Source organism: Candidatus Defluviilinea proxima, assembly GCA_016721115.1.
Lineage (GTDB): Bacteria > Chloroflexota > Anaerolineae > Anaerolineales > Villigracilaceae > Defluviilinea > Defluviilinea proxima.
In genome coordinates this window covers 715,571-740,271 of record JADKIW010000001.1, presented here as the reverse complement: position 1 = coordinate 740,271, position 24,701 = coordinate 715,571, and the positions used below count along the sequence as shown (strand labels likewise).

General features: G+C 48.5%; 23 protein-coding genes and 1 tRNA gene. 8 read left to right on the top strand and 16 right to left on the bottom strand.

What is annotated here, in order from left to right:
* Positions 1 to 32 precede the first annotated feature (32 nt).
* The 3 genes from IPP66_03400 to IPP66_03390 form a co-directional block, all read right to left on the bottom strand.
* Positions 33 to 1,091 carry a hypothetical protein gene (locus IPP66_03400; GenBank protein MBK9924314.1) on the bottom strand — a complete coding sequence of 353 codons (1,059 nt, stop codon included), beginning with the start codon at positions 1,089 to 1,091 and terminating at the stop codon, positions 33 to 35.
* A gap of 10 nt (positions 1,092 to 1,101) precedes the next feature.
* On the bottom strand, positions 1,102 to 1,581 hold the full coding sequence (folK, locus tag IPP66_03395) for a 2-amino-4-hydroxy-6-hydroxymethyldihydropteridine diphosphokinase (GenBank protein ID MBK9924313.1): 480 nt from the start codon (positions 1,579 to 1,581) through the stop codon (positions 1,102 to 1,104).
* A gap of 69 nt (positions 1,582 to 1,650) precedes the next feature.
* The gene (locus tag IPP66_03390; protein MBK9924312.1) at positions 1,651 to 2,502 is read right to left on the bottom strand and encodes a ClbS/DfsB family four-helix bundle protein; all 852 of its coding nucleotides are present in this window, start codon (positions 2,500 to 2,502) and stop codon (positions 1,651 to 1,653) included.
* Positions 2,503 to 2,692: 190 nt separating this feature from the next.
* Here IPP66_03390 and IPP66_03385 point away from each other — a divergent pair, with 190 nt between their 5' ends.
* Positions 2,693 to 3,277: a shikimate kinase gene (locus tag IPP66_03385; protein MBK9924311.1), complete on the top strand. Its 585-nt coding sequence runs from the start codon at positions 2,693 to 2,695 to the stop codon at positions 3,275 to 3,277.
* 55 nt (positions 3,278 to 3,332) lie between these two features.
* Here IPP66_03385 and IPP66_03380 read toward each other — a convergent pair whose 3' ends face one another.
* Genes IPP66_03380 through IPP66_03370 form a run of 3 tightly spaced genes read right to left on the bottom strand, consistent with a single transcriptional unit; the run spans position 3,333 to position 5,713 of the window.
* The gene (locus IPP66_03380) at positions 3,333 to 4,370 is read right to left on the bottom strand and encodes a homoserine dehydrogenase (protein ID MBK9924310.1); all 1,038 of its coding nucleotides are present in this window, start codon (positions 4,368 to 4,370) and stop codon (positions 3,333 to 3,335) included.
* A 60-nt stretch (positions 4,371 to 4,430) separates the two neighbouring features.
* Positions 4,431 to 5,135 carry an SCO1664 family protein gene (locus IPP66_03375; GenBank protein MBK9924309.1) on the bottom strand — a complete coding sequence of 235 codons (705 nt, stop codon included), beginning with the start codon at positions 5,133 to 5,135 and terminating at the stop codon, positions 4,431 to 4,433.
* Between the two features lie 50 nt (positions 5,136 to 5,185).
* Entirely contained in the window at positions 5,186 to 5,713 is a 528-nt protein-coding gene (locus tag IPP66_03370; GenBank protein ID MBK9924308.1) for a DUF3090 domain-containing protein, read from the bottom strand.
* Positions 5,714 to 5,817: 104 nt separating this feature from the next.
* On the opposite strand from IPP66_03370, the gene IPP66_03365 reads away from it, so the two are divergent.
* Positions 5,818 to 7,497 carry a methylmalonyl-CoA mutase family protein gene (locus IPP66_03365; protein ID MBK9924307.1) on the top strand — a complete coding sequence of 560 codons (1,680 nt, stop codon included), beginning with the start codon at positions 5,818 to 5,820 and terminating at the stop codon, positions 7,495 to 7,497.
* A 43-nt stretch (positions 7,498 to 7,540) separates the two neighbouring features.
* Here the strand turns inward: IPP66_03365 and IPP66_03360 are convergent, their stop codons facing one another.
* Positions 7,541 to 9,880, bottom strand: a complete 2,340-nt coding sequence (locus IPP66_03360) for a hypothetical protein (GenBank protein MBK9924306.1) — start codon at positions 9,878 to 9,880, stop codon at positions 7,541 to 7,543.
* Positions 9,881 to 10,127: 247 nt separating this feature from the next.
* Between IPP66_03360 and IPP66_03355 the strand changes: the two genes are divergently transcribed.
* Positions 10,128 to 11,330: a 6-phosphofructokinase gene (locus IPP66_03355; GenBank protein ID MBK9924305.1), complete on the top strand. Its 1,203-nt coding sequence runs from the start codon at positions 10,128 to 10,130 to the stop codon at positions 11,328 to 11,330.
* A gap of 120 nt (positions 11,331 to 11,450) precedes the next feature.
* On the opposite strand, the gene IPP66_03350 is transcribed toward IPP66_03355, so the two are convergent.
* From IPP66_03350 to IPP66_03320, 7 genes are all read right to left on the bottom strand, one after another.
* Positions 11,451 to 12,263, bottom strand: a complete 813-nt coding sequence (locus IPP66_03350; protein ID MBK9924304.1) for a hypothetical protein — start codon at positions 12,261 to 12,263, stop codon at positions 11,451 to 11,453.
* A gap of 207 nt (positions 12,264 to 12,470) precedes the next feature.
* Complete coding sequence (locus IPP66_03345) at positions 12,471 to 12,668, bottom strand: hypothetical protein (protein MBK9924303.1); 198 nt, start codon at positions 12,666 to 12,668, stop codon at positions 12,471 to 12,473.
* A gap of 25 nt (positions 12,669 to 12,693) precedes the next feature.
* Positions 12,694 to 13,023 carry a hypothetical protein gene (locus tag IPP66_03340; protein ID MBK9924302.1) on the bottom strand — a complete coding sequence of 110 codons (330 nt, stop codon included), beginning with the start codon at positions 13,021 to 13,023 and terminating at the stop codon, positions 12,694 to 12,696.
* A 160-nt stretch (positions 13,024 to 13,183) separates the two neighbouring features.
* Complete coding sequence (locus IPP66_03335) at positions 13,184 to 13,834, bottom strand: hypothetical protein (protein MBK9924301.1); 651 nt, start codon at positions 13,832 to 13,834, stop codon at positions 13,184 to 13,186.
* A 95-nt stretch (positions 13,835 to 13,929) separates the two neighbouring features.
* Positions 13,930 to 14,175 (bottom strand): hypothetical protein, encoded by a 246-nt coding sequence (locus tag IPP66_03330; protein ID MBK9924300.1) that lies wholly within the window; start codon positions 14,173 to 14,175, stop codon positions 13,930 to 13,932.
* 167 nt (positions 14,176 to 14,342) lie between these two features.
* Positions 14,343 to 14,639 carry a hypothetical protein gene (locus IPP66_03325; protein ID MBK9924299.1) on the bottom strand — a complete coding sequence of 99 codons (297 nt, stop codon included), beginning with the start codon at positions 14,637 to 14,639 and terminating at the stop codon, positions 14,343 to 14,345.
* Between the two features lie 129 nt (positions 14,640 to 14,768).
* Positions 14,769 to 15,689, bottom strand: a complete 921-nt coding sequence (locus IPP66_03320) for a ribonuclease Z (protein ID MBK9924298.1) — start codon at positions 15,687 to 15,689, stop codon at positions 14,769 to 14,771.
* Positions 15,690 to 15,863: 174 nt separating this feature from the next.
* Here IPP66_03320 and IPP66_03315 point away from each other — a divergent pair, with 174 nt between their 5' ends.
* From IPP66_03315 to yicI, 3 genes are all read left to right on the top strand, one after another.
* A complete protein-coding gene (locus IPP66_03315) occupies positions 15,864 to 18,206 on the top strand; it encodes a DNA translocase FtsK 4TM domain-containing protein (protein MBK9924297.1) in 2,343 nt (780 codons plus the stop codon).
* A gap of 44 nt (positions 18,207 to 18,250) precedes the next feature.
* A tRNA-Arg gene (locus tag IPP66_03310) sits at positions 18,251 to 18,325 on the top strand.
* Positions 18,326 to 18,705: 380 nt separating this feature from the next.
* The gene (gene yicI / locus IPP66_03305) at positions 18,706 to 20,976 is read left to right on the top strand and encodes an alpha-xylosidase (GenBank protein MBK9924296.1); all 2,271 of its coding nucleotides are present in this window, start codon (positions 18,706 to 18,708) and stop codon (positions 20,974 to 20,976) included.
* An 88-nt stretch (positions 20,977 to 21,064) separates the two neighbouring features.
* Here the strand turns inward: yicI and IPP66_03300 are convergent, their stop codons facing one another.
* On the bottom strand, positions 21,065 to 22,321 hold the full coding sequence (locus IPP66_03300; GenBank protein ID MBK9924295.1) for a cysteine desulfurase-like protein: 1,257 nt from the start codon (positions 22,319 to 22,321) through the stop codon (positions 21,065 to 21,067).
* Positions 22,322 to 22,398: 77 nt separating this feature from the next.
* Between IPP66_03300 and IPP66_03295 the strand changes: the two genes are divergently transcribed.
* Positions 22,399 to 22,821 carry a universal stress protein gene (locus tag IPP66_03295; protein MBK9924294.1) on the top strand — a complete coding sequence of 141 codons (423 nt, stop codon included), beginning with the start codon at positions 22,399 to 22,401 and terminating at the stop codon, positions 22,819 to 22,821.
* Here IPP66_03295 and IPP66_03290 read toward each other — a convergent pair.
* The gene (locus tag IPP66_03290; protein ID MBK9924293.1) at positions 22,808 to 23,362 is read right to left on the bottom strand and encodes a molybdenum cofactor guanylyltransferase; all 555 of its coding nucleotides are present in this window, start codon (positions 23,360 to 23,362) and stop codon (positions 22,808 to 22,810) included. The genes IPP66_03295 and IPP66_03290 overlap by 14 nt on opposite strands.
* Positions 23,363 to 23,423: 61 nt before the next feature.
* Between IPP66_03290 and amrS the strand changes: the two genes are divergently transcribed.
* Entirely contained in the window at positions 23,424 to 24,539 is a 1,116-nt protein-coding gene (amrS, locus tag IPP66_03285) for an AmmeMemoRadiSam system radical SAM enzyme (protein MBK9924292.1), read from the top strand.
* Positions 24,540 to 24,701: the final 162 nt, after the last annotated feature.

Genomic DNA, 24,701 nt, shown 5'->3' with positions numbered 1-24,701 from the left:
ATGGTCAGTTGAAGATTGATTCCTGTAAAACGTTATCTCCCAAACAAGGAGGAGATGAAGAATACGCTACCCATAATGAGCGAAACAAAGAGAATGTAAACGCCCGCCGCACCAAGCGTTAAGATGGCGAAGTTGCCGAGGTCGGTTCCCGTCATGAAGCGTTCTTCTGTCGCTGGCGGAGGGGCAGGCAACGTTTGCGTGTCGTTTGCTGGGTCCAGTTGCATGGTGGAAAGGGCAATGTCAAATCCCTCTGTGCGGACGCGTAAGTCAAAATAGATCAAGGTGAAGGCCGACATTTGAAGTGGGTAATAGAGTAACGTAGTGATCAGCGTAATAAACGATTGAACGATCGTCGAGATCAACACATAATTGGTCGTGTTGTCGAATGATTGCATTGTGCTTGACAACACCGCACTTACGATTGCCGCCGGTCCCCTGACTATGATGAAACTGAACAAATACAGCACAAAGATATAACCGAGCAATGGCCAGAAACGGCGGCGTGCCAAACTCCATGCGCGGCGGACTCCTTCGATTGCTCCTTGTCCCTCTAATATCACAGCAGGTGCTACGAGAGGCGCAATCGCTCCTGTGAGAAAAACAATCATACCGAACCCGGTGAACCATCCAACACAGGGAACGATAACCCACCACAATACGATGATAAAGAAGATGATACCAAGAAATAATAGTGCGCCAAACAAAGACAGCCAGGATCTACCAATACCTACGTAGGCGTCCACAATACCGACTTTTCGACCGAGATAGTTATTTCCCATTGCGCGTGCCAGTGCACTTGTGGCAACCCCCTGTACGAGGAAGACCTGCACAAACGCAAGAATGAAGATCGAAAGTAGCCCAATCCAGTAGCCGGAGTTTTGAAAAATATTCTGTGATGTAAGTGAAGACCTGTCAAGCATAGAATTGGATAATAGCGCTGCTGCAGCGGTTTGCAAGATTGTGACGGGTACGTACACCACTGCGATGATGCCGATGAAGGTTAGAAAGTTGCGGCGATATAAACGAATGGCTTGATCGAGCAGTTCACCAAGCCGCAGTGGGCGAAGGGACGGTAATGTTTGAACTTCCATGCTTGCTCCTTTATGCAAACTTCTTGATCTCACCTGCGTTGCATGCCGCCATCATTTCACGGATGCTTTTCTTGTTCACGGGGTGTATCAGGTCTGGTGCGATATCCATCATAGGCAGTAATACGAATCCGCGCTCGGGCAGTTGCGGATGTGGAATGGTCAACGAAGGTGTTTCGATGACGAGTTCATCGTAGAAGATAATATCAATGTCGATCAAGCGTGGACCGTACCGAAACGTGGCTTTGCGTCCCAGTGCCACTTCCAATCGCTTGAGGTGCTTGAGCAAAGGTTCAGGATCAAGATATGTCTTTGCCATCAACACTTGATTGAGAAATTTTTCCTGCTCAGTGTATCCCCAGGGCGGCGTTTCGTAAACGCTTGATTTTTTCTTCACTTCCATTTGAGGTGAGAGGGAAGAGATGGCCTCTTTTAAATTTGCAGAACGATTGCCAAGGTTGGAGCCAAGAGAAAGGTAAACGGTGTGATTCATGTTTGGGGTGTTGGGTCAGGTATCAGTTAAGAAAGCTTGTGTTGAGCTTAGTCGAAACAAAGCGAAATGTCAGGCGGGGATGGGGTGTTCTTCGTAATGATCCACCACATCATCCTTGAGCCAGCCTTCGATGTCCTTATTCAACAAGGCATCTTCGGGCAATTCGGCCACGAGGTCTATCAGGGCAAGCCGCACAGATTCATAATGTGCGAACAGGTCTGCGTCTGTCCATGTTGAAAATTTTTCGGTCAGTTCCTTATTAAACGCATCGGTGTCGTGCGCTTCCCATGTGAAGGACGGACTGTCCATAATGCCGGTAATGATGCGTGCACCTTCCTCCCACCAGCCGACGATATGGGCAAGCAGGTCATGAAATTTTTCAAAGCCTTGCTTCTCAAGAAATTCTTTTTTCTTTTCATCATCAAGCGCTTTGAAATCGGCGATATAGGTGGCCCATTCGTTCTCCAGCATATCGACAACGAGAAAGCGACTCAGCGCGACGAGATGTTCGCGCGCATGACCGAAGATGATTCCGTTCAACCAGCCTTTGACCCGTCGATTCTCGAAAACCGCCTCATTCATCGACTTTAGGTCTGCTCCCATTTTCTGACGCGTTTTCTCAAAGTGAGTCAAGAACTCGGTTTCGTTCCATGGTTTGTGGCGGGCAATCGCCTCTGCATTGAAAACATCGAAATCATACTTTTTGCGTTCGTATTCGCGTTCTTCGGCGATGGCAAGGATGATGCCCATTCCTTCCTCCCACCAGGCAAGGATGTGTGCCAGCATATCGCGGAATTGTTCATAGCCTTGAGCGTTGACGCGTTTTTTCTGCTCGTCTTGGGGCAGATGACGGAAACGTTCAATATAGGTTCCCCATTCCTGTTCAACATAGGAAAGTGTGCGCTCTTTTGTGATGGACATCAAAAACCTCCCGAATGGGCTCTACGCGGTACTACCGTGAAATAGACTGTGATGATGGCCTTATTGTACCCCAATGAATTTCTGCAAAGACCGGATTGCAATTGCGCGACAACCGACCTGTCGCAGAGTTTATCAAGTATGATTAGTATGCTCATCATCACACCCTTTTATTTGCGAAAGAATTGTCGGTATGAAATCAGAGATATTCCTTATAGGTCCCATTGGCTCGGGCAAGACCACCATCGCTGAATTGCTCTACGAACGTACCATGTTGCCGCACCGTTCCATGGACTTGTTGCGTTGGAAATATTTTGACGAACTTGGTTATGAGAGAGAAAACGCTCGCGAAAAATATACAGAAGGCGGGTTTTGGGGACTTTACCATTACTGGAAGCCCTTCGAAGCCTACGCCGTCAAAAGGATGCTGGAAGAGTTCCGAGAATGCATCTACGATTTCGGCGGAAGCCAGACTGTATATGAAGAGGATGACCTCTTCGAACGAGTCCGTGCACTTTTCGAGCCGTATCCGCATGTGATATTGCTTCTGCCTTCACCCGATCAGGACGAATCGATCCAAACCTTGCATGCACGTAACGAGTATGCATCTGAAGAACAACGGGCGGTCAATGAGCTCTTCGTACGTAATCATTCAAACTATGATCTAGCCAAGCATATTGTGTACACAAACGATAAAACCCCTGAGCAAACCTGTGACGATGTATTACGGTGGGTAAGAAGTAACGGTTGGACATACGAACCGCCAACGCCAAGTTAAACAAAAAGGTGACAGTCACGTCAAAAGTGACTGTCACCTTGATAGCACTTACACATTACCTCGCGATGTTCACAAAGTCTGCGAACAGACCATAGGCCGTTTCGACGGGGCCGCCTTGCATACCGGGTTTCTCGGAGAGAGTGATCGAGTAATCGAGGATCACATCGGTGCGGAAGGTGACGCCGGTGCTGGAGTTCATCATGCCGTATAACGGCGATGTGGCATCCACCAATTCGGGGGCAACGCTGGCTTTCACAGTATCTCCAACTTTTTCAGCCGAACACACCAACTTATAACGTTTGCCATCGGCTTTTGCCTTGGCGATCATTTCGCTTGTGATGCCGCGGATGCCGGTCGGGTTGACATCTTGTGGCGTCATTGGCGTATCCATCAACACGGTGACCAGCGCCGCGACCTTGATCGCTGCATCCCAACCATCCACGTCGTTGGTGGGGTCAGTCTCTGCCAGGCCGATGGATTGGGCAAACTGTAGAGCCTGTTCGTAAGACTCTCCGCTTTCCATTCTGGATAGGATGACATTGGTCGTAGCGTTGAAGATTCCCTTAAGCGACACCAACTCTGCCAGAGGAAACGCCTCTCGCATGACCGAGAAAACTGGTGCGCCTCCCATCACTGCGGATTCAAACCTGAACTTTTTCCCCTTCGATTCTGCCAACGCGGTTAATTCCCGATAACCGTGGACAACCGGTCCCTTGTTGGCGGTGCTGACATGCATTCCTAAATTCAGCGCGGTGCGGATGTGGTCGAGGGCGGGTTGTCCTGTTTGGGTGTTGACGGGTGAGTTCTCGAACATGACATCAGCTTTCGAGTTCTTTATTACATCCAGTGAGCTCTCGGCCTTGATCGTGGAAAGCGATGAAATGGACTGTTTACTCTCCACAAGTTCGATGGCTTTGTTCACATCAAGCCCGTTGGGGTTCACGGCAAAACCACGGCTTCCCGTTGCGATGCCGGTGACAGAATACGTGATGTTGTACTTGGATTTCATCAAGTCGCTTTTGCGTTCAAGCAGGCGGGCTAATGAACGTGCGACGTTTCCGAATCCGATGAAGGCGAGGTTGTAATGAGGCATATTATTTCTCCTAAAATTATCATCGTAGTGAAGGGCAGCTGCCCTTCACTACGATAGGATTTATAACGGCGGCCAGGGCATGGCGCGACGGTCACGCGGCTGGCGGGGGAAAATTTTCTTGGCGAGGATCGAGTCCGCGCGGGATTGGAGTGCGGTGATCTCGTTTGGGCTGAGATACGGCTCAAGGTCAGCGAGCAGGCTTGAGTTTAAAGAAAGAAGCGAGAGCAAGTCGTCTGGAATCGATTGCCCGCTGAAATCCCAAAGCACGGTGCGGAGCTTGTCATCTTCGTGGAAGCAGATGCCATGATCGATGGCGAAGAGATTGTGCGTGTCGTTCTCGAAGAAAACGTGACCGCCTTTGCGGTCTGCGTTGTTGATGAGCAGGTCGAAGAGAGTGACGGGTTTGAGGAGAAGTTTATCTTCAGGCGAGAAGGTGAAGTAGTGATAGTTGGGATCGTGCTCGATGAATTGTTGGAGCGAGCCTGCGCCATACGGACCGTCTTCACGCAGGATCGTAAATGGGACGATGTGAAAGCCAAGCCGCTCACTGACGATATACGCGGCGACTTCGCGCAGGGCCAGCGTGTTCTCTTCAAAATCCCATAGAGGTTGTTCGCCTTTGGTGGGTTTGTACACAGCGGGAATGATCTGATCTTCGTGAGTGACTTCTACAAGGAAGGTGTAATTCGACCCGAGCGTAAATTGACCTTTGATCTCAAGGTTGCCGTGTTGAAAAACTGTTTGAAGAGGGTGGGGATTTGCCATCGTTTGCAAGTTGGCAGGTTTGCACGTTTAAACGTGTGAACATTTCAACGTTAGTGCATGTGCCCGTTCTTCTTCGGACAGAAATGACCTTCGGGTTCTTCGGGTTGACCACATTGTGGGCAGACGGGACGTCCACGTGCAGCGACTTCAACGCCCCAGCGTGCCAACATCCGCACTTGAGAGCGTGTTGCCCAAAAGCGGACAACCGCCGCACTTTCGGGGTCTTCCTCTTCGGTCAATAATTCCTTGGCGAACAACACGACCATGTCGCGGTCTTTATCGTAGCCAAGGCCGATCTCGCCGACGCGGAAAAGCGGGTCTACGGGTGGGTTGATGCGCATGATGTCTTCGACATAATCGCCAGATGCCTCGGTGAGGTCTGGGTTTTGCTCATCAAGTTGCGAAAGGAATTGTTCGATGCCGATGGCGAGCGATTGCAACTGCGCCTTTTCGATGATCACAGTGATCGTACGCTGGTCTTGATAGGCCTGTAAATAAAAGACCCGCTGACCGGGCCTGCCAATGGCATCGGAGGTCAGATGGTCGCAAGGGTCAACGTCAATTTCAAATCGTGGCATGCGGCGAGTATACCAGAATAGACAATTGACCATGGACGATGGACAAAGGCAGGAACATCGTCCATGGTCTACAGTATAATTTTGTCACAGCCAAAGGAGTTCTCATGTACGATAAAAAGAAACTCGACGAATTGCAAGACGCGCTGAACAAGTGGGAAGAAACCAGCCTGAATAAAGCACTCAAATCATTACCTGAACGATCTGAAGAATTCATCACGACCTCCTCCGAACCGATCAACCGACTCTATACTCCGCTCGATGTTGCGGATGACGATCACGCCTCTTCTCTTGGACTTCCGGGCGGATACCCCTTCACAAGAGGAGTCCACCCGACGCTTTACCGGTCCAAACTCTGGACGATGAGGATGTTCGCAGGTTTCGGCACTGCCGAAGAGACAAATCAACGCTTCAAATATTTACTGGAACAGGGACAAACAGGTCTATCCATCGCGTTCGATCTCGCAACATTGATGGGTTATGACACTGATCAACCGGAAGCGTTGGGAGAGTTCGGCAAGTGTGGTGTGGCAGTCTCTTCATTGAAAGATATGGAAATTCTGCTCGATGGCATTCCGCTCGATCAAGTGTCCACGAGTATGACGATCAACTCGCCGGCCGCGATCACTTGGGCCATGTATCTTGCGGCGGCAGAGAATCGCGGAATACGCCTCGATCAACTGCGCGGCACGATACAGAACGATATTCTCAAAGAATTTATCGCGCAAAAGGAATATATCTTCCCGCCTGAACCGTCCATGCGACTGGTTGTGGATACGATGGAGTTCGGTTCGCAGAAAGTGCCGCAATGGAATACCATTTCGATCAGCGGATACCACATCCGTGAGGCGGGCTCGACTGCGGCACAGGAACTTGCATTCACTCTCGGCGATGGCCTTGAATATGTGCGCTGGGGCATCGCCCGTGGCATGGACGTGGACGAGTTCGCGCCGCGTCTTTCGTTCTTCTTCAACGCACATAACGATTTCTTTGAAGAGATCGCCAAGTATCGTGCGGCACGTCGCATTTGGGCGAGGGAGATGAAGGAAACGTTCGGGGCGAAGAATCCGCGTTCGTGGTTGTGTCGTTTCCACACGCAGACGGCTGGAGTTTCACTCACTGCACAACAGCCAGAGAACAATGTCGTGCGTGTTGCACTGCAGGCTCTTGCCGCCGTCCTCGGCGGCACACAATCGTTACACACCAATTCGCTCGATGAAGCGCTCGCTCTTCCCTCTGAACATGCGGTGACCATTGCTCTCCGTACACAACAGATCATCGCGGAAGAATCGGGTGTGACGAATACAGTTGATCCGCTGGGTGGCAGTTTCTTCGTCGAAGCGATGACCGACCGCATTGAAGCGCAGGTATATGAATATTTCCGTCGAGTTGAAGAGTTGGGAGGAGTCATCCCTGCTATTGAAAAGGGATTCTTCCAGAGTGAGATCTCCGATGCGGCGTATCGTTATCAGCGTGAGATCGATACGGGTGTGCGGAAAATCGTCGGGGTGAACGCTTACGCAGAAAAGAAACCGCTGAGTATCCCGCTCCTTGAAATGGATCCAGCTGGTTATGAAAGGCAAGTGAGGCGACTGGAAGAAGTCCGCAAGACGCGCGATAGTGGACGAGTCGGTCAGGCTTTGGATCGTCTACGAATCGCATTGCATGGGACGCAGAACACAATGCCGCATATCATGGAAGCTGTCCATGCGTATGCGACATTGGGAGAGATCATTCAGGTGATGAAGGAAGTGTTCGGTGTGTACGAAGAGCCGACGATGATATAAAAAAAGACATCCGAGCTTTGTTTAGACTCGGATGTCTTTTTATCTACGGAGTGCCTGTTGATAGGGTGGCATACAGCGAGAAGTGGAATGTGTCACTCGCTACTGAACTTGAAAATGCCGATGGCAATGCTCCAAAGGTGTAACTATAATGTTGTCCGGTACCGGCAAGGGTGATTCGACCGGCCAGACTGTCATTTTGTGGAAGAAATGCCAGCCAATAGGTGCCGGGAGCTAGCACAGTTTGCGTGAGAACCGGCTGGGTGTTCCAACCAGTGACCGGTGTGAATGCGGCGGTTTCAGCAACAAGGGTTCCGGGATTGCTTCCTGAATTGTTGTAGATGCCAAGCCGCAGTTGTCCGCTTGCTGTGGATACATAGTAGCTCAAGCTTTGGATGGTTGCGCTTTGAGAAAGAGTGACTTGTTGTGCGATCAGTCGGTTCCCAACCCCGGAATAGCTCATGCTCAAGATATTTGTTTCACCAAGGGTTATGAGGCTGTTCGGTGCCGTTGCTGTTTGCGTCACGACACTACTTGTTGTGGCGCTCGGTATAGGGGCGTTCGTTGCTGTCCTACTTGGTGTGACTGAAGCCGGAACACTGGTGGGTGTTCTACTGGAAGTTGGAGTTCTGGTTGGCGTTCTTGTTCTAGTTGGAGTCCGAGTTATTGTGGATGTTGACGTGGAACTCACCAGTGTATTGGTCGGTGTTTTGCTCGGTGTGATACTGGGTGCCGTAGTATTTGTTGGCGTACTGCTGGGTAACGATGTGTTGGTTGGCGTGAGAGTCAACACTGGTGTTCTAGTTTGAGTTGGAGTACTGCTTGGGGGCGGCGTAACTGTTGCGGTGTTGGTCGACAGAGGTGTGTTAGTTCGAGTTGGGGTATTGTTCGGTAATTGTGTAAATGTTGCAGTGTTGCTGGGTACTGCACCTGTTGATAGGGTGGCGTACAGCGAAAAATGGAATGAGTCACTTGCTACTGAGCTTGCGAATGCCGATGGCAATGCTCCAAAGGTGTAACTGTAATGTCGCCCTGTACCGGAAAGGGTAATCCGGCCGGCGAAGCTGTCGTTTTGTGGAAGAAATGCCAGCCAATAGGTGCCGGGAGCTAGTGCGGTCTGTGTGAGAACCGGTTGAGTGTTCCAACCTGTGACCGGCGTGAATGCGGCTGTTTCGGCAACAAGGGTTCCGGGATTGCTTCCTGAATTATTGTAGATGCCAAGTCGAAGTTGTCCGCTTGCTGTGGATACATAGTAGCTCAAGCTTTGGATGGTTGCGCTTTGAGAAAGAGTGACTTGTTGTGCGATCAGTCGGTTCCCCACCCCGGAATAGCTCATGCTCAAGATATTTGTTTCGCCAAGGGTTATGATGTTACCTGATGCGGTTGCTGTTCGTGTTGGTGAACTGCCCGGAATGGGTGTGTTGGATGGTGTTGCAGTCAATACTGGCGTGAAGGTTGATGTAGCGGAAGGGACAACAGTTGATGTAAATGTGGATGTTGGCATCAATGTGCCAGAGAATGTCGCTGTGGGAGTAGGAGTTTTCAGTGGCGTAAGCGTGGGAGCAGGAGAACAGCTTGGTGGGGGATTCGATGGCACAACCGAGCCGCCGACGATGGACAACATTTCTGCGTCAGTCATTCGAGGAATACCTAGGAAATCGGACATCAAAGCGTTAGCGAATACACCATTAGCAAGCGTTCCCAAGTGCCCATCAGTGACACGCCAATTGTGATACTCGTCGCCGAATGCATTGTTGATGATCTGTCCGCCGATGTTATAGGACATACCGTCGTTGGTAGAGCGACAGGCCGCCTCAATGTGGAAGGCTGCCCAGGATGCAAATGCTGTACCTTTTTCAGTAGATAAGTTTCTGAGCCCGGCGTTGAATGAGTCGACAAGAGGTTTTATGGGACCATCCCAGTTTTCCTGTGAAACATCGATGACTAGGATATTGCTGGGCGCGATTCCTGCATTGATGAGAGTATTTAGGTTTGTTCTATAAATGGAAAGCAAGTTGTTGACGTTTGGCGTACCGGTGTTGGCATATAGGTCGTTGTGCCCCAACATGATGATGACTCTTCCAATATTGCCATTTTGGAAATCGGTTACAACGTCCTCGGTTTGTGACGTCATATTGAGCGCAATCGTTTCCCCGCTCCATGCCTGATTGTATGGTTCACATGGTTCGCCGCCAAAATTAATTCCGCGAACCAGCGCAAGAACTTCTGTCCATGTAAATGACGTAGAGCTCCCGCGTCCAATACACCGGTATGGCTGAGTGGCACTATCGCCAATAACTCCAATGCCGGTTGGAGTAGCGTGGACTTCTGTGAACGGTATAACGATCAAAGATAATAAAAGAAGAATGGAGAATATTTTTTTCATTACCACGAACTCCCAATCTGTGGATATTTGTAAACACTAATTTTATTGTAGCACAAGGGTATTTGCTTATAACTCTGATTACACTGACGAGAAATATTAACTTAGGTTACACCTTTGCCCCTTTTGATCTTAGCCCGCTCAACTCATCAAGTATACGTTTTATATACTGAAGTGGCGTCCCATAAATATATGGATGGTTGTACAATAGATTTGTCAGGCCATATATCTGAACTTCATTGGAGGTCATATGAATTCAAAGAAAACGGGCGTGATTGGAATTTTGACGGGGGGCGGTGATGTGCCGGGACTTAATCCCGCCATCCGCGCGGTGACCATCCGCGCGCTCCGTGAAGGATATAAGGTGATCGGTATCCGTAGAGGGTGGGCAGGGTTGGTGGATATCGTCCGCGAGAAGGATGCGGATAACAGCAACAACTTCCAGATTTTGACAGAGGAGATCGTGAATAAAGCGGGCCGAACGGGTGGGACATTCCTGCATACTTCGCGTACCAATCCAAGCAAGGTCAAGTTGGATCGTATTCCAGCGCATTTGAAGGATAAATATAAGGACAAGGTCAACGATGTGACCGATGATATCCTCAAGAATATTGACTTCATGGGCATAGACTATCTCATTCCCATCGGTGGTGATGATACGCTTAGTTATGGTGTCCGCATGTATAAGGAAGGGGTAAAGGTTGTTGCCATTCCCAAGACAATGGACAACGATGTGCCGGGTACAGATTACTGCATCGGGTTCAGCACCTGTGTTACGCGTACCATTGAAATGGCGAACAGCCTGCGCACTGTGGCAGGTTCACATGAACGCTTGATGGTTCTCGAAGTCTTTGGCCGGTATGCCGGGTTCACGGCCATGCTTCCGACTATGGCTGGCGCTTCACATCGTTGTGTGATCCCTGAGTTCAAGTTCAGCATCGAAAGGCTTGCCGAGTTATTGATGATGGACAGGCAATATAACCCGAGCCATTATTCGGTCGTGCTGGTTTCGGAGGGAGCCATGTTCGAGGGAGGTGAGATGGTGTTCCAGGATCAAACGACCGATGCCTTCGGTCATGCCAAACTAGGTGGTATCGGCGATCTTGTCTCGGCCAATTTAAAGGACTATACAGCCAAATACAACAATGGTCGTTCGGTGGATATCGTCAACCAGAAGCTTGGATATCTCGTCCGTTGCGGTGACCCGGATGCGATCGACTCCATTGTGCCGATGGCGTATGGCAACCTCGCGCTTGATCTTATTCTCAAGAATGTGCATGGACGTTTGGTGGTCCTCAAAAATGGACGCTACGACAACATCCCTGTGGATATTGTGACCAGCACGAAGAAGACGGTCAACGTGGACCGCTTCTATAATACCGAACGCCTGCGCCCGAAATTCGAAAGCTTTGAGATGACCCCGTTGTTCATCATGACGAGTGATGCGATCTAAAAACAAATCATCCCGTAGAAATAAATCTGTGGGATGATTGTACGAACAGAGAAGTGGAAGTCAACGGGCTGGCCTTGAAATGGGTCAGCCTGTTTTGTATACATATTCACTGAAAAAATATCAAGGTTCTGGCCAAAGTTCTTTTGATGTTTCAACACATCCCACATGATCTGTATTTGCGAAGGTGCTATAAAATTCTTTAGATGTTATAGATGTCACTTCTTCCAGCAACCGAAAATCTCTATTCAATCCATCTATTTCTGATTCGTCTCCTGTCCCCGTCACGCCTTCTGCCCAAGTGTATGAGAATTTGGGCGCCCAAAGGTACAACTGCGTAAATGCTTTTGACATACATCCAAGATATTTATCGCCTGAGGATTCTAGTGGGGCTGAATACCATATGACAAAACCTCGATCGGAATAATCCAATATCAAATTGAAGTACATCCAGCCTTTGTTTGCAAAAACAAGAATATTTTTGGGTTGACCATAAGTCAACAGAACTTGCGATAGGCTATAAGATTGCAGGTAGCGTTCGTTGAGGGGATTTTCCCATACTGTTTCAAAACCGCCCTCTTCCAATTGTTTCTTCACATCAATTGTTGCTCGAATGTACTCCACATTACCTGAAGGTAATTTATTGTATGTAAAACTCACAATAGTATCAATCAGTAATTCATCTTCGTATATACGCCAATGTGCACTGCCCAGATTTTCATGGAAGGCGGTTCTCAAAGAAATTGCTGACAACTTTTCCAATAAGGGTTTTGCTAATTGCGCATTAGTTTCACCAGGCGTAATACCGAACCAACAAGGAAATAAACAATCAGCATTCCTTTGAAGCAGTCCTAATAAAGCATCTTCTGCATCTTCCGTATGTAATGTAGGTATCGCTATTGTCAGCGGAGGCGGCGTCAATGACGACTGGGTCATCGCTGTTGCTGGATGCGGGAGGGGCGATGATCGAGTCGTCGCCGACTGGACTGTAGCTGAGGGGGCTACACTACAACTTACAGTGAAGAACAAAATTGTTAATAGCGTAACATGTTTCACGTTTACACCTTATTACCTCACGGAAAATTAAGATAAGGCGAGTTTTCTTTATCTTGTTAACGTGCTTCCGTCATAGGCAACTAACCGTTAAGATTCCCTTTTCACCTGAAATGTATCAAAATCCCTCGCTACAACTGTATTGGGGAAAATGGACTGGGCTTCCTTCAACACATCCTTCTCGCGGTAGCGGCGTGAGACGTGGGTCAGGATCAGTTGTTTGACTCCCGCTTTGACGGCCAACTCCGCGGCTCCGCGTGCGGTCATATGCGAGAACTGACGAGCCATTTCGGCTTCTTATGTTAGATGACGATCATTTGCCAGGCACAAACAAGTTTACTATCACATATAAGAATAAATTAAAGATATCACTTATGCTCCAGAATAGAATTAATGACAAGGTAAAAAACCATAGTAGAAATTTGATGTTTCGAAAAAGGCTATAAAGAGTTTCTATTGGCTCATCTTTTCCGAATGAGAATTTGATTTCTCGAGAAATCAAATAAAGAACCGCACATCCTAAGACACCTCTGGTTATGTAAGTGTTTGTTTTTGAAATAAAGTATGCAGTACCAAAGCCAAGAGCAACAACTATAGCCAGCATTGCATATATTCTCAAGTTGCTTGTAAATTTTTTGTCCATGTGGTGTGCCTTTCAAAACGAGATAAGTAAGGTGCAGGTGGCTTTGTTGTCTGTTGCCAACTCGTTCGGTTGGGATAGTTTAAGATTCGCGTTTAATCTGATGTGTCAAAGATTGACGTGAAAGTTGAGTCGAGGAAGATGTGTATATTAATGTGCTCCGTCAAATAACATGTAATAAGGCAAGTAAATACACAATTAGGAGTAGTACTGCTGTTACCACAATAGCCAGCAATATGTTGTAGACGAAAATTCCCCCGAGGGCTTTCAAGTAGATGAATTTGTCCCCATAAAGGTCGCTATAGTCCCATGGCGATGTGTGAGCACTCCAATTTTGGGTAATTGTTTCAAATTTTACGAATTCAGCCTTTATAAATTGGGCAAATGTATTAGACTTTTTGATATCATCAATCGCTTCCAGTTGACGCACATAAGGATTAGATACGGTCTGAGGGTCTATGTTTGATTTAATAGCATTAATTGTATTTGCTAATGCCTGTGCTTCAGCATGGTTCCCAATTAAAGCTTGATTTGGATCAAACGGAGCGACCGGATACAAAGTTATTTTTCTGTCACCTGAAAATATCTCCACGTTTTGACTTGAATAATCCCCCTCAGGAGATACTTTGCACTTGTAAATTATGGAAAAATCCACATTCAAATTCTTTTCTGGGCTGTTTTCAATAGATGTGATACTTATTTCTTTTTTAGTAATGATGCATTTAAATCGACCGACTCTTGACCAAAACGAAATTGACTTATCTCTCCAATTCCTTAACCAAAATACATATTCGACATCGTTAGTTTTTTCCATTTTTAACGCTCTTTGGATTGTTTACCCTTCTTGTATGAGAACGGCGAATCCGTTTCCTTGTCCGCGCTTGATCTGAAATGTGTCAAAATCCCTCGTTACAATTGCCGTTGCTTCAAGGCTATTGGCCCAAGCACGATTGTTATTACAGCAAAGAAAATCCCCAAAATTATGCTTCCAGCCATATTTTGCATTGGCCATCCCATTAACCATCCAAGTAGGAAACCTGCTAATACTTGGATCCATCCATACCATTTTTTTAAATTTACTCCAAAGCCCACACTCACTCCAACAGTGAGTAGCAACAAGGGAAAGGCGCAAGAAAACAAATTATTCATCATCATTTCTCCAATGATTTTAATTAACCGAAGTTGCTACCTTAAGATGAAAAGTGAAACCTACTCCCGCTTGACCTGAAACGTATCGAAATCCCTCGCCACAACCGAATTGGGGAAAATGGACTGGGCTTCTTTCAGTACGTCCTTTTCGCGGTAGCGGCGTGAGATGTGCGTCAATATAAAAACATATTTGGCCAAGCAGTTATTGGTAAGTAACTTAAGGCTATTGCAATTATCAAACAACCTAACAAACACATTGCTGCTAAGGAAATAATTATAAAAATATTTTGATGTGTAAAGCGTTTTGCTTCGCCCTTGTTTTTCGATAGATTTGCTTGATACTGTTCAAGCTGTTTTGTAGCCCAAGTTAGTTTTGGTTTATAAGAAACAATAATAATGGTTCCCATTAATATAATGAAAGGGGCCAAAAAACATATGCTTAGTATAAGAATGGTAAGGATGTTGTTCATTCTGTTATTCTATTGATGCGAAAGACCCCAATGTATAGATGCTGGGATATTCCATCAATTATATATAGGCAGTGGAGAAGGCGAAATTTTCTTTTGGTTTATTGAATTGCCGTCGCCATGATGTGATGATTATCCTTCTCTCTTTACTTGAAACATATCGAAGTCCCTCGCCACAACCGAATTAGGGAAAATGGACTGGGCTTCCTTCAGTACGTCCTTTTCGCGGTATCTGCGTGAGATGTGCGTCAGGATGAGTTGTTTAACTCTCGCTTTGACGGCCAACTCCGCCGCTCCGCGTGCGGTCATGTGCGAGAACTGACGTGCCATTTCGGCTTCTTCTTCGATATACGTGGATTCGATCACCAATGCATCCGCATCTTGTGCGGCTTCGAGCAGGTTGTCCGTTCTTCCAGTGTCCCCTACAACGACGAGTTTAGTGCCTTTCGTAAGCGGACCCAGCACATCGTCCGGTTCGATGCGTTTGCCATCGGGCAGGATAATGCTTTCGCCATTGACAAGGCTTCTTCGCTCCGGTCCAAACGGGACGCCGAGTTCAGTCGCTTTATCATTAAGGAACGGACGGCGTGCTTTGCCCTCAAAAATGTAGCCTAGGCAATCCGGTCCGCGATGCGTGACGGGGAATGCAGAAATGGTGAAATCGTCTGCTTCGAAGAAAGTACCGGGTTTGATATCGTTGAGGCGCAAAGGCATGGGAGGTTGATTGCCGCGCAAGACCACATCGTAGACCAAGGCCTTCACGCGTTCAAGCGTGGAACGCCCGGCGTAAATATCGAGTTCTTCGATGGCTTCCCATCTGAGAAAGGTGCTGAGCAAACCACCCAGCCCAAGGATGTGATCGAGATGCCCGTGAGTGAGCAATATCTTTGTGAGATTCTTGAACCCCGTGCCAGATTGCAGGATCTGTCGTTGTGTGCCTTCACCGCAATCCACAAGGAAACGATATTCATCGTGTTTGACGATCTGTGCGGAGAGTCCGCGTTTTGCAGAGGGGGCAGAAGCAGATGTGCCAAGAAAAAGTATTTCGAACAAGTTGAATCCTTAAGCGGACAAAATCTGCCACGTGTTTGGTTTCCCCTTGTGGGACCGCGGCGAATCCATTGTATTGTATGACCATGCAATTTTACCGCACACGGTAAATCTACGAACCACATAACGAGCGACAAATGAAAACCAGACCATTTGTGCTATACTCCAAAAAACACTATGCCGTTGAAGACCCCATTCTCTTTGCCATCCAAAAAGCCCGACGCAAAAGTAGCGAAAGGGAAATCATCCAAACCGGCAGCGGGGAAGGATGCGGAAAAGGCGCCTTCTAAAAAAGGGAAGGCTGCGCCGCCTCCCCCTCCACCCGAGCCTGTTTCTTTGACCTTTTGGGATTCTCTCTCCGCTGAACGCAAGCTGGATGTGGTCGGCGTAATTATGGCTGTCTCTGGCATATTGACGATCCTCATTTTGGTCTCTGCCCAACGCAGTATTTATTTTGAAGGTGCAGTAAGCCTGTTGAGCCGTTCATTTGGATGGGGCATTTACGTTCTACCGGCTGGCTTGATTCTGATGGGCCTTTGGCTTGTCTTTCGCCGCATCGAGAAACTTCCTCCACTGACATTAGAACGCGCTACAGGAATTATCGTCTTGTTCTTGTGGCTGTTGACGGCTATGCATTCGTTCATCGCCGCACCATCAAGGGCTGAAGAGGCCGCCATGAACGGTGACGGTGGGGGATATATTGGTAGTATCTTCGAGAAATTTTTGTTCATCAATTTTGGTACAGGTGGTGCAATCGTTGCTTTGATGGCCTGGCTTTTGATGGCCGTCAGTATGACATTTGATATTTCCATACAGGATCTGTTCAAGTGGGTCAATCCGTTATATGCGCGTTTGCGTGACATGATCTTTCAACGTATTTCGCAACAAACATCAACTTCATTATCTCCCGATCAGGCCGAAGTGGCATCGAACGGTTTCACTCCTATGAATCGACCGGAGCCTGTCGCAGAGGAAGTACCGGCAACGGGTACACCAGTGACCAAAGTGAAACCGGCAGAGGCTGTCATCCAATGGCAGTTGCCGGATGTGAAAGACATTTTGGATTCGGGTTCCGCGCCGGAGGTGAATGAAGAATTCATTCAACAACGTGCGAGGTTGATCCAGGAAACATTGGCATCGTTTGGTGCGCCGGTTCAAGTAGTGGAGATCAACCGTGGGCCTTCGATCACGCAATTCGGAGTGGAGCCGCTTTTCGTTGAGACGAGAAACGGGCGCACGAAAGTGCGTGTCAACAAGATCGCGTCCCTGGCAGATGACCTCGCTCTCGCGCTCGCCGCACCGCGCATCCGTATTCAGGCGCCGGTGCCGGGCCATAGTTATGTAGGCATCGAAGTGCCAAACGAGGAAATGACACTGGTTGCTTTGCGCGATATTGTCGAAAGCGAACCATTTCAGCGCAACAAGAATCCATTGAAGTTTGCACTCGGCCGTGATGTGACCGGTCATCCTGTGAGCAACACGATCGAGAACATGCCGCATTTGTTGATCGCCGGTACCACTGGCTCCGGTAAATCGGTCTGTGTGAACTCCATTCTTACCTGTATGCTTTTACACAACACGCCAGATGATCTGCGTTTGATCCTTGTAGACCCGAAGCGCGTGGAGTTAACCGGTTACAACGGCATTCCGCATTTGCTTTCGCCGGTGGTCGTTGAGATCGATCGCGTGATCGGCGCTCTGCAATGGATGACGCGCGAAATGGATAAGCGTTATCACATGTTCGCACAGGTGGGCTCACGCAACCTGAATGATTACAACGCTAAAATGAAATTACAGGGCGGGAAGAAACTTCCGCTGTTGGTGATCGTGATCGACGAACTCGCAGACTTGATGATGATCGCGCCCGGCGAAACAGAACAGACCATTACACGCCTTGCACAATTGGCACGTGCGACAGGCATTCATATGATCCTTGCCACGCAACGCCCCTCTGTGGATGTGGTAACTGGCCTGATCAAAGCCAACTTCCCTGCACGTATCGCGTTTGCAGTTGCATCGAACACTGATAGCCGCGTTATTCTCGATCAACCCGGCGCGGAACGTTTGCTCGGCCGTGGTGATATGCTTTTTCAAGCACCCGATGCTCCAGCGGCGGCACGTCTGCAGGGTGTGTTCGTATCTGATCACGAGATCCAAAAACTTGTGGACTTTTGGAAGGCACAATTGGGCGAGTCGAGTCCCTATGCGGCTTCATCACAACCTGTTGATATTCCCAAGTCTGATGCGCCTCTCAAGCAGACAGCCATGTTCGATGAAATGGCGCCAGCCGATACCAATGCTGATCCATTGCTTGCAGAATCCATTGACCTTGTCCGTAAGGAAGGACGTGCTTCCGTATCCATGTTGCAGAGACGTTTGCGTATCGGGTATACGCGTGCTGCACGCCTTGTGGACATGATGGAAGATCAAGGGATTGTCGGTCCGCCGGAGGGTGGAACACAAATGCGCTCGATATTGGATTATGGTCCTACTGCACCGCCCAAGGATGATGGGGCATAGCGTAAGATACCATCTTGCACTACAGATGATATAATTTTCTCATCGCCCTGATAGTTCAATGGACAGAACAAGGCACTCCTAAGGCTTAGATGTAGGTTCGATTCCTACTCAGGGCACCACATGTGAGTGGTTATAAAGTACCATTCGATTCATATAAAATGTTTATACAAAACACTTGAATTTTACGACGCAGTGTAGTAATATATAGAAGATGGCCGCTAGGGTGCCCCCCTCACTCTGGCGGTTATCATTTAAACTACTGGATCAATAAAAGTGCTCCCATCAAATTCGATGGGAGCAAACCATTTAACGGGGTATCAACTTGTTTCTTCTCAACTGTTTTTGTAATCTGATAATTTTCTCTCTGTTGCAAATAGTGGACGCTACAATGTTTGTAGTGATGGGATAATTGCTTTCTGAACAAGGAAGTAAAACTAATACTTTGCCCAGAGCAGGAAAAAGAATTGCTCATCGGGAATTTCTATGAAAGGATACTTTTATGAAATTTACGGATGGTTATTGGCAAATGCGCCCGGGGTGTGTACCCAACTTTGCCGCACAAGCTTATGATGTTGATGCAGATGATCAATCATTGACCGTGTATGCGCCCACGCGAGTCATCACTCATCGTGGACATACGCTCAACCTCCCGATGTTGACGGTGCGTTATTCATCGCCAATGGATGGTGTGATCCGTGTGCAGGTCACACATCTAAAGGGCGGGAAAAAGCCCCAGCCACAGTTCGAGATATTTGAAGGGCAGGCCAATCCCAAGGTCACGATCAATGAAGCGATGGCGGAACTTGCATCAGGGGAGTTAAAGGTTCAGGTCCAACGAGGCGACTCGTGGGGAGTCACGTTCCGTGCCGGGGAGCAGATCCTGACCGGGAGCGGATGGCGAGCTTTGGGATTTGTGGATACGCCCGACGGACGGTTCATCCACGAACAATTGAATTTGGGTGTGGGCGAATATGTGTATGGCCTGGGCGAGCGTTTTACCCCGTTCATCAAGAACGGCCAGGTGGTTGATATTTGGAACGAAGACGGCGGTACGGCCAGTGAGCAGTCTTATAAGAATATCCCGTTCTATCTGACCAATCGCGGGTATGGGGTATTCGTCAACCAGCCGGAGAAAGTTTCGTTTGAAGTTGGTTCAGAGAAGGTGGAGCGGGTGCATTTCAGCGTGCAAGGGGAGAGCCTGGACTACTTCGTGATCTATGGACCGACGCCCAAACAGATATTGGAACGCTACACCGCATTGACCGGCCGCCCTGCGCTTCCTCCTGCATGGTCGTTTGGTCTGTGGCTCTCGACCTCTTTCACCACTGACTATGATGAGGCAACGGTCACTGGCTTTATCCGTGATATGGCGGCTTGCAAGATCCCGCTGCATGTCTTTCATTTTGATTGCTTCTGGATGCGTGAATTTAATTGGTGTGATTTCGTTTGGGATGAGCGCACCTTCCCCGACCCAGCTGGGATGCTCAAACGTTTGAAAGAACAATACGGTTTGCACATTTGCGTTTGGATCAACCCTTATATTGCACAACGCTCCGTGTTGTTCGATGAAGGTATGGAGCATGGGTATTTGCTCAAGCGTCCCGATGGCTCAGTTTGGCAGTGGGACATGTGGCAGGCTGGCATGGGCATCGTGGACTTTACCAATCCAGATGCATGTAAGTGGTTCGCTGGAAAATTGGATGCATTGATGGATATGGGTGTGGACGCGTTCAAAACGGACTTCGGTGAACGCATCCCAACCGATGTGGTTTGGTTCGATGGTTCCGATCCGCAGAAGATGCATAACTATTATCCACAGCTTTACAACAAGACCGTGTTCGATGCCATCAAAGCCAAGCGTGGTGAAGGCGACGCTGTGGTCTTTGCTCGTTCGGCAACGGCAGGTGGACAACAATTCCCTGTGCATTGGGGTGGTGATTGTACAGCTACATTTGAATCAATGGCGGAGAGTTTGCGTGGCGGATTGTCTCTGCATCTTTCAGGCTTCGGCTTCTGGAGTCATGACATCGGTGGTTTTGAACAGACCGCATCAGCAGATGTATACAAACGTTGGGCGGCGTTCGGTCTTCTCTCCTCGCACAGTCGCTTACATGGCAGTTCATCCTATCGTGTGCCGTGGGTCTATGATGAAGAAGCGGTGGATGTCTTGGCAAAGTTTACGCGTCTAAAAGCCAGCCTGATGCCTTATGTTTATCAGACGGCTGTTCAGGCGCACAAATTTGGAACGCCTACATTGCGTGCAATGATGCTCGCCTTCCCCGGTGACCCAACTTGTGAGACGCTTGACCGACAATACATGCTCGGTGATTCACTGTTGATCGCTCCGGTTTTCCGCGAGGATAGCATCGTGGACTATTACCTGCCTGCTGGCAAATGGACCAACTTCCTGACGAATGAAGTTGCCGATGGTGGCGGTTGGCGTCGTGACAAAGTGGATTATCTGTCCATTCCGCTTTGGGTGTCTGAGAATTCAGTCATCCCGGTTGGTGCGCGTGATGATCGCCCTGATTACGATTATGAACAGGATGTGACTTTGCACGTCTTCCAATTCAAAGATGGCGCGAAGGTGGATGTCACGATTCCAGATACGGTAGGTAACGTCCGCGTTGTGTTCCACTGTGAACGTCAAGGCGGCAAGCTGAAGGTCATCCGCGAAGGTGTGCCCGGTAAATGGAATGTGTTAATTCGTGGCGCTAAATCGAAACCGATTTCTGTAGATGGGAATGAGGTCACCGTAGATTATCCATAGAATACAGTGAATATATAAAGAGAAGGCTGTCATATTTTATGACAGCCTTCTCTTTATGAAACTATAAAAGCAAATGACAGCTATATATTTATTGAGCGGCAATTTTGCTCAAAGCATCTTTTAGCCGTGCTACTTCTTCCAACGTGTTGTAGTGAGCCGCTCCCACGCGGACCATGCCGCCGCTCTCTTCGACGCCAAGTCGTTCGCTGACATTGAGCGCGTAATAATTTCCATCCCATACGTAAATACCAGCTTGTGCTAGTTTTTCAGCGACAGTTCGTGGATGTATATCCTTTAGACGGAAAGAGAATGTAGCCACACGATCCATCATGCGGTTCTCATCGGTGAGACCATAAATATGCAACCCTGGGATGGAGCCTAACATGGAAAGCAGTGCGCGTCCCAGGTCAAGCTCATAAGCGTGAATGGCGGCCATTCCTTTTTTGAGTTCCAGCCGCCGACCTTCATACTTGCTCAAGCCTCCGGCGTATTCAGCACCAAAGGTCTTCCCCACCCATTCAAAGTATTCAATTGCACCAAGGACTCCCGCAATACCTTCGTGGTTTTGGGTGCCCGTTTCAAACTTTCCTGGGAGTTTATTTGTTGCGGGGCGCACTTTGTATGCAAACAGCTTTTCAAGCAGATCATGTTTTCCATATAAGATCCCTGCATGCGTTCCAAAAAACTTATAAGCAGAAGAGACGAGAAAATCGCAACCCAATTGTTGAACGTCGATGGGGCCGTGCGGAGCGTATTGAACGGCATCAATGTAAACCAAAGTGCCTGCATCATGAGCCATGTCGATCATTTTCTTGACCGGGTTGATCGTGCCCAGAGAGTTTGACGCATAGCCTGCTGCCAAAAGCTTGGGCTTCCGTTCAAGTGATTTTTGTAAACCATCCAATTGTAGAGTGCCGTCTTCAATATCAAAATCCACCCAGTTGACTTTCACGCCACGGTCTTGAGCCGCTAATACCCAGGGAGTTACGTTGGCATCGTGGTCCAAACGTGTAACAACGATTTCGTCGCCTTCTTTCCATTCGCGTGAGATCGAGCGGCTAATGTGAAGGGTCAATGTGGTCATATTGTTTCCGAAGACGATCTCTTCAGGAGATGCCGCATTGTAGAAATCGGCCATTGCATGATGCGCCTCTTCCAGAACTGCATCTGACGCAATGCTGGTAGCGAATGCGCCCTCATGATTGGCGTTACTTTCAATTAAGTAGCGATTGACTCGATCAAGGGAAGGTTTTGCGATTTGTGTCCCACCGGGATTATCAAAAAAAACATCGGGGCGATTCAAGCTGGGGAATTGATTGCGAATGGCGTGCAGGTCAAGGGTCATTTCATAGCTCCTAAAAATTGAAAACAGAATGAGAAAGTACTATACTTTAATTGTAACTCTGCGGAAAGGAGCCATCAATGTTTGAACGTATTTTGCTTGCCGTAGATGGATCAGAACACGCGGAACATGCCGCAAAGATCGCCGCTGAATTGGGGCAATGTGTCGAATCGGCTGAATTAAGGATCGTGGTCTCCTACGATCCCATCCCACCGTATTTGGGTGAACCCAATCTCCAATTAACCATTGATACCCGCCTCGAAGAAGCGCAACATGTTTTGCAAAAGGCTATCGAGGCCGTTGGCGAAACACACCTGGATATTCACACGGAATTGATCGAAGGGAATCCTGCGGACGCGATCATTGATGTGGCGAAGACGCGCGACAGCGATATCATCGTTATGGGGTCACGCGGCTTGGGTGGTTTGGCAGGGTTGCTTCTCGGAAGCACCAGCCAAAAGGTCGTTAGTCACGCGCCGTGCCCGGTGCTCATTGTCCGTTAGCGATTCGCTCTGCCTCGATAAATTCTTCCGGTGTATTCACATTCCAAAAGGCCAGCCCGGTTGGGTCGAGTGATTGTATTTCATCGGTGCTCAACTCATACACTCTGACCTGCGGAAACCACGCGATCACTTTCCACAAGTCCGCGTCAATTGCAGATTCGATGGCGGGACGACAAGTGTCACGACGATAGACAGCGTGGAGAGGTTCGTATCCCTCTTCTGATTTTGCGATGACAACAGCCGCTTCATGCTGGACCATGAGCCTGCTCATGCCTTCGATCAGCTTTGTACTCGCGAAAGGCATATCGCAAGCGACAACCGCCACAATGGGATGTGAGGCAGAAGCGATTGCAGTGTAGAGTCCGCCTAGGGCGCCGCGATCAGGTTTGAGGTCCGTTACGAGGCGTGCGTGGAGAAAGGCATATTCCTCGGGGTGATTCGTCGTCACGATGAGTTCATCCGCAATAGGAGTAAGTCGATCCACTACGCGTTGAATGAGGGGACGCCCAAGGAAAGGCTTGAGTGCCTTATCCTCGCCCATACGGGTAGATTTTCCTCCGGCTTGCACACAAACGCTGAGCATGGGTGTATTATAGGCGCGTATGGTGAAACCCGTTGGTGATTTGCTCGATCAATTGACTGTGACAGGGGCGTTGTATGCGAAATTGGATGGCGGGGCAGTGCGTTGTGTTGCGTGTGGACATCGTTGTGTGATCCGTGAGGGGAAGCGGGGAATTTGTCAGGTGCGGTTCAATGAAGGTGGCGAGTTGCGCGTGCCGTATGGGTATGTGGCCGCATTACAAAGTGACCCAATCGAAAAGAAACCATTTTTCCATGTATTACCCGGCGTGAATGCATTGACGTTTGGGATGCTGGGTTGCGATTATCACTGTGGGTATTGTCAGAATTGGTTGACATCTCAAGCGATGCGTGACCCGGAGTCGGATGTTTCGGTGAATTACATTCGGAAAATTTCTCCGCAAGGCATGGTGGATTACGCGCGCAAGACGAATGCTTCGGTGGTTGTATCTTCTTACAATGAACCGTTGATCACGAGTGAATGGGCAGTGGAGATCTTCAAAGAGGCGAAGAAGGCGGGGTTGATGTGTGCGTATGTTTCCAATGGGAACAATACGCCCGAAGTGATGGAATTTCTTGCCCCGTATCTTTCTGCGTACAAGATCGATCTGAAGTGCATGAGCGACAAGAATTACCGCTCATTAGGTGGTGTGTTGCAAAACACGTTGGATGGGATCAAACGTGCCCATGAATTAGGCTTGTGGGTGGAGATCGTCACATTGACGATACCGGGTTTCAATGACTCGAATGAAGAATTGTGGGATGCGGCACGCTTCATCGCCGGAGTGTCGCGCGATATTCCTTGGCATGTGACGGCATTCCATAAAGATTACAAAATGACCGACCCTGATAACACGGATGTCAAAACGCTTTTACGAGCGGCTGAGATCGGACGTGAGGCTGGGCTGAGATATGTCTATGCAGGAAATTTACCGGGTCAGGTTGGAGAGTATGAAAATACGTATTGTGCGGGATGCAACTTCCAGTTAATTAAGAGACGCGGGTACGTTATTCAGGAGTACCACGTCACAAATGATGGGAGATGTCCGCAATGTAAAGAGAAAGTGGCAGGTCTTTGGCCAGAAAACCCCTCTCAAGTAGCGTTAAATGGGTTGGGTATGCCCAGGTCTGTTTACTAGGAAATGTTTTGCTGTATAATCTGCCAACAACTTGGATGGAGGTGTTTCGCCACTTATATTCATTTAATTTCAACTTGTCCCCCTATTGTTCCCCTAACTTAAATTCTCTTGGAGGAGAAACGTGAAAAATAAACTATTTGCTTTACTTTCCCTGCTCGTGCT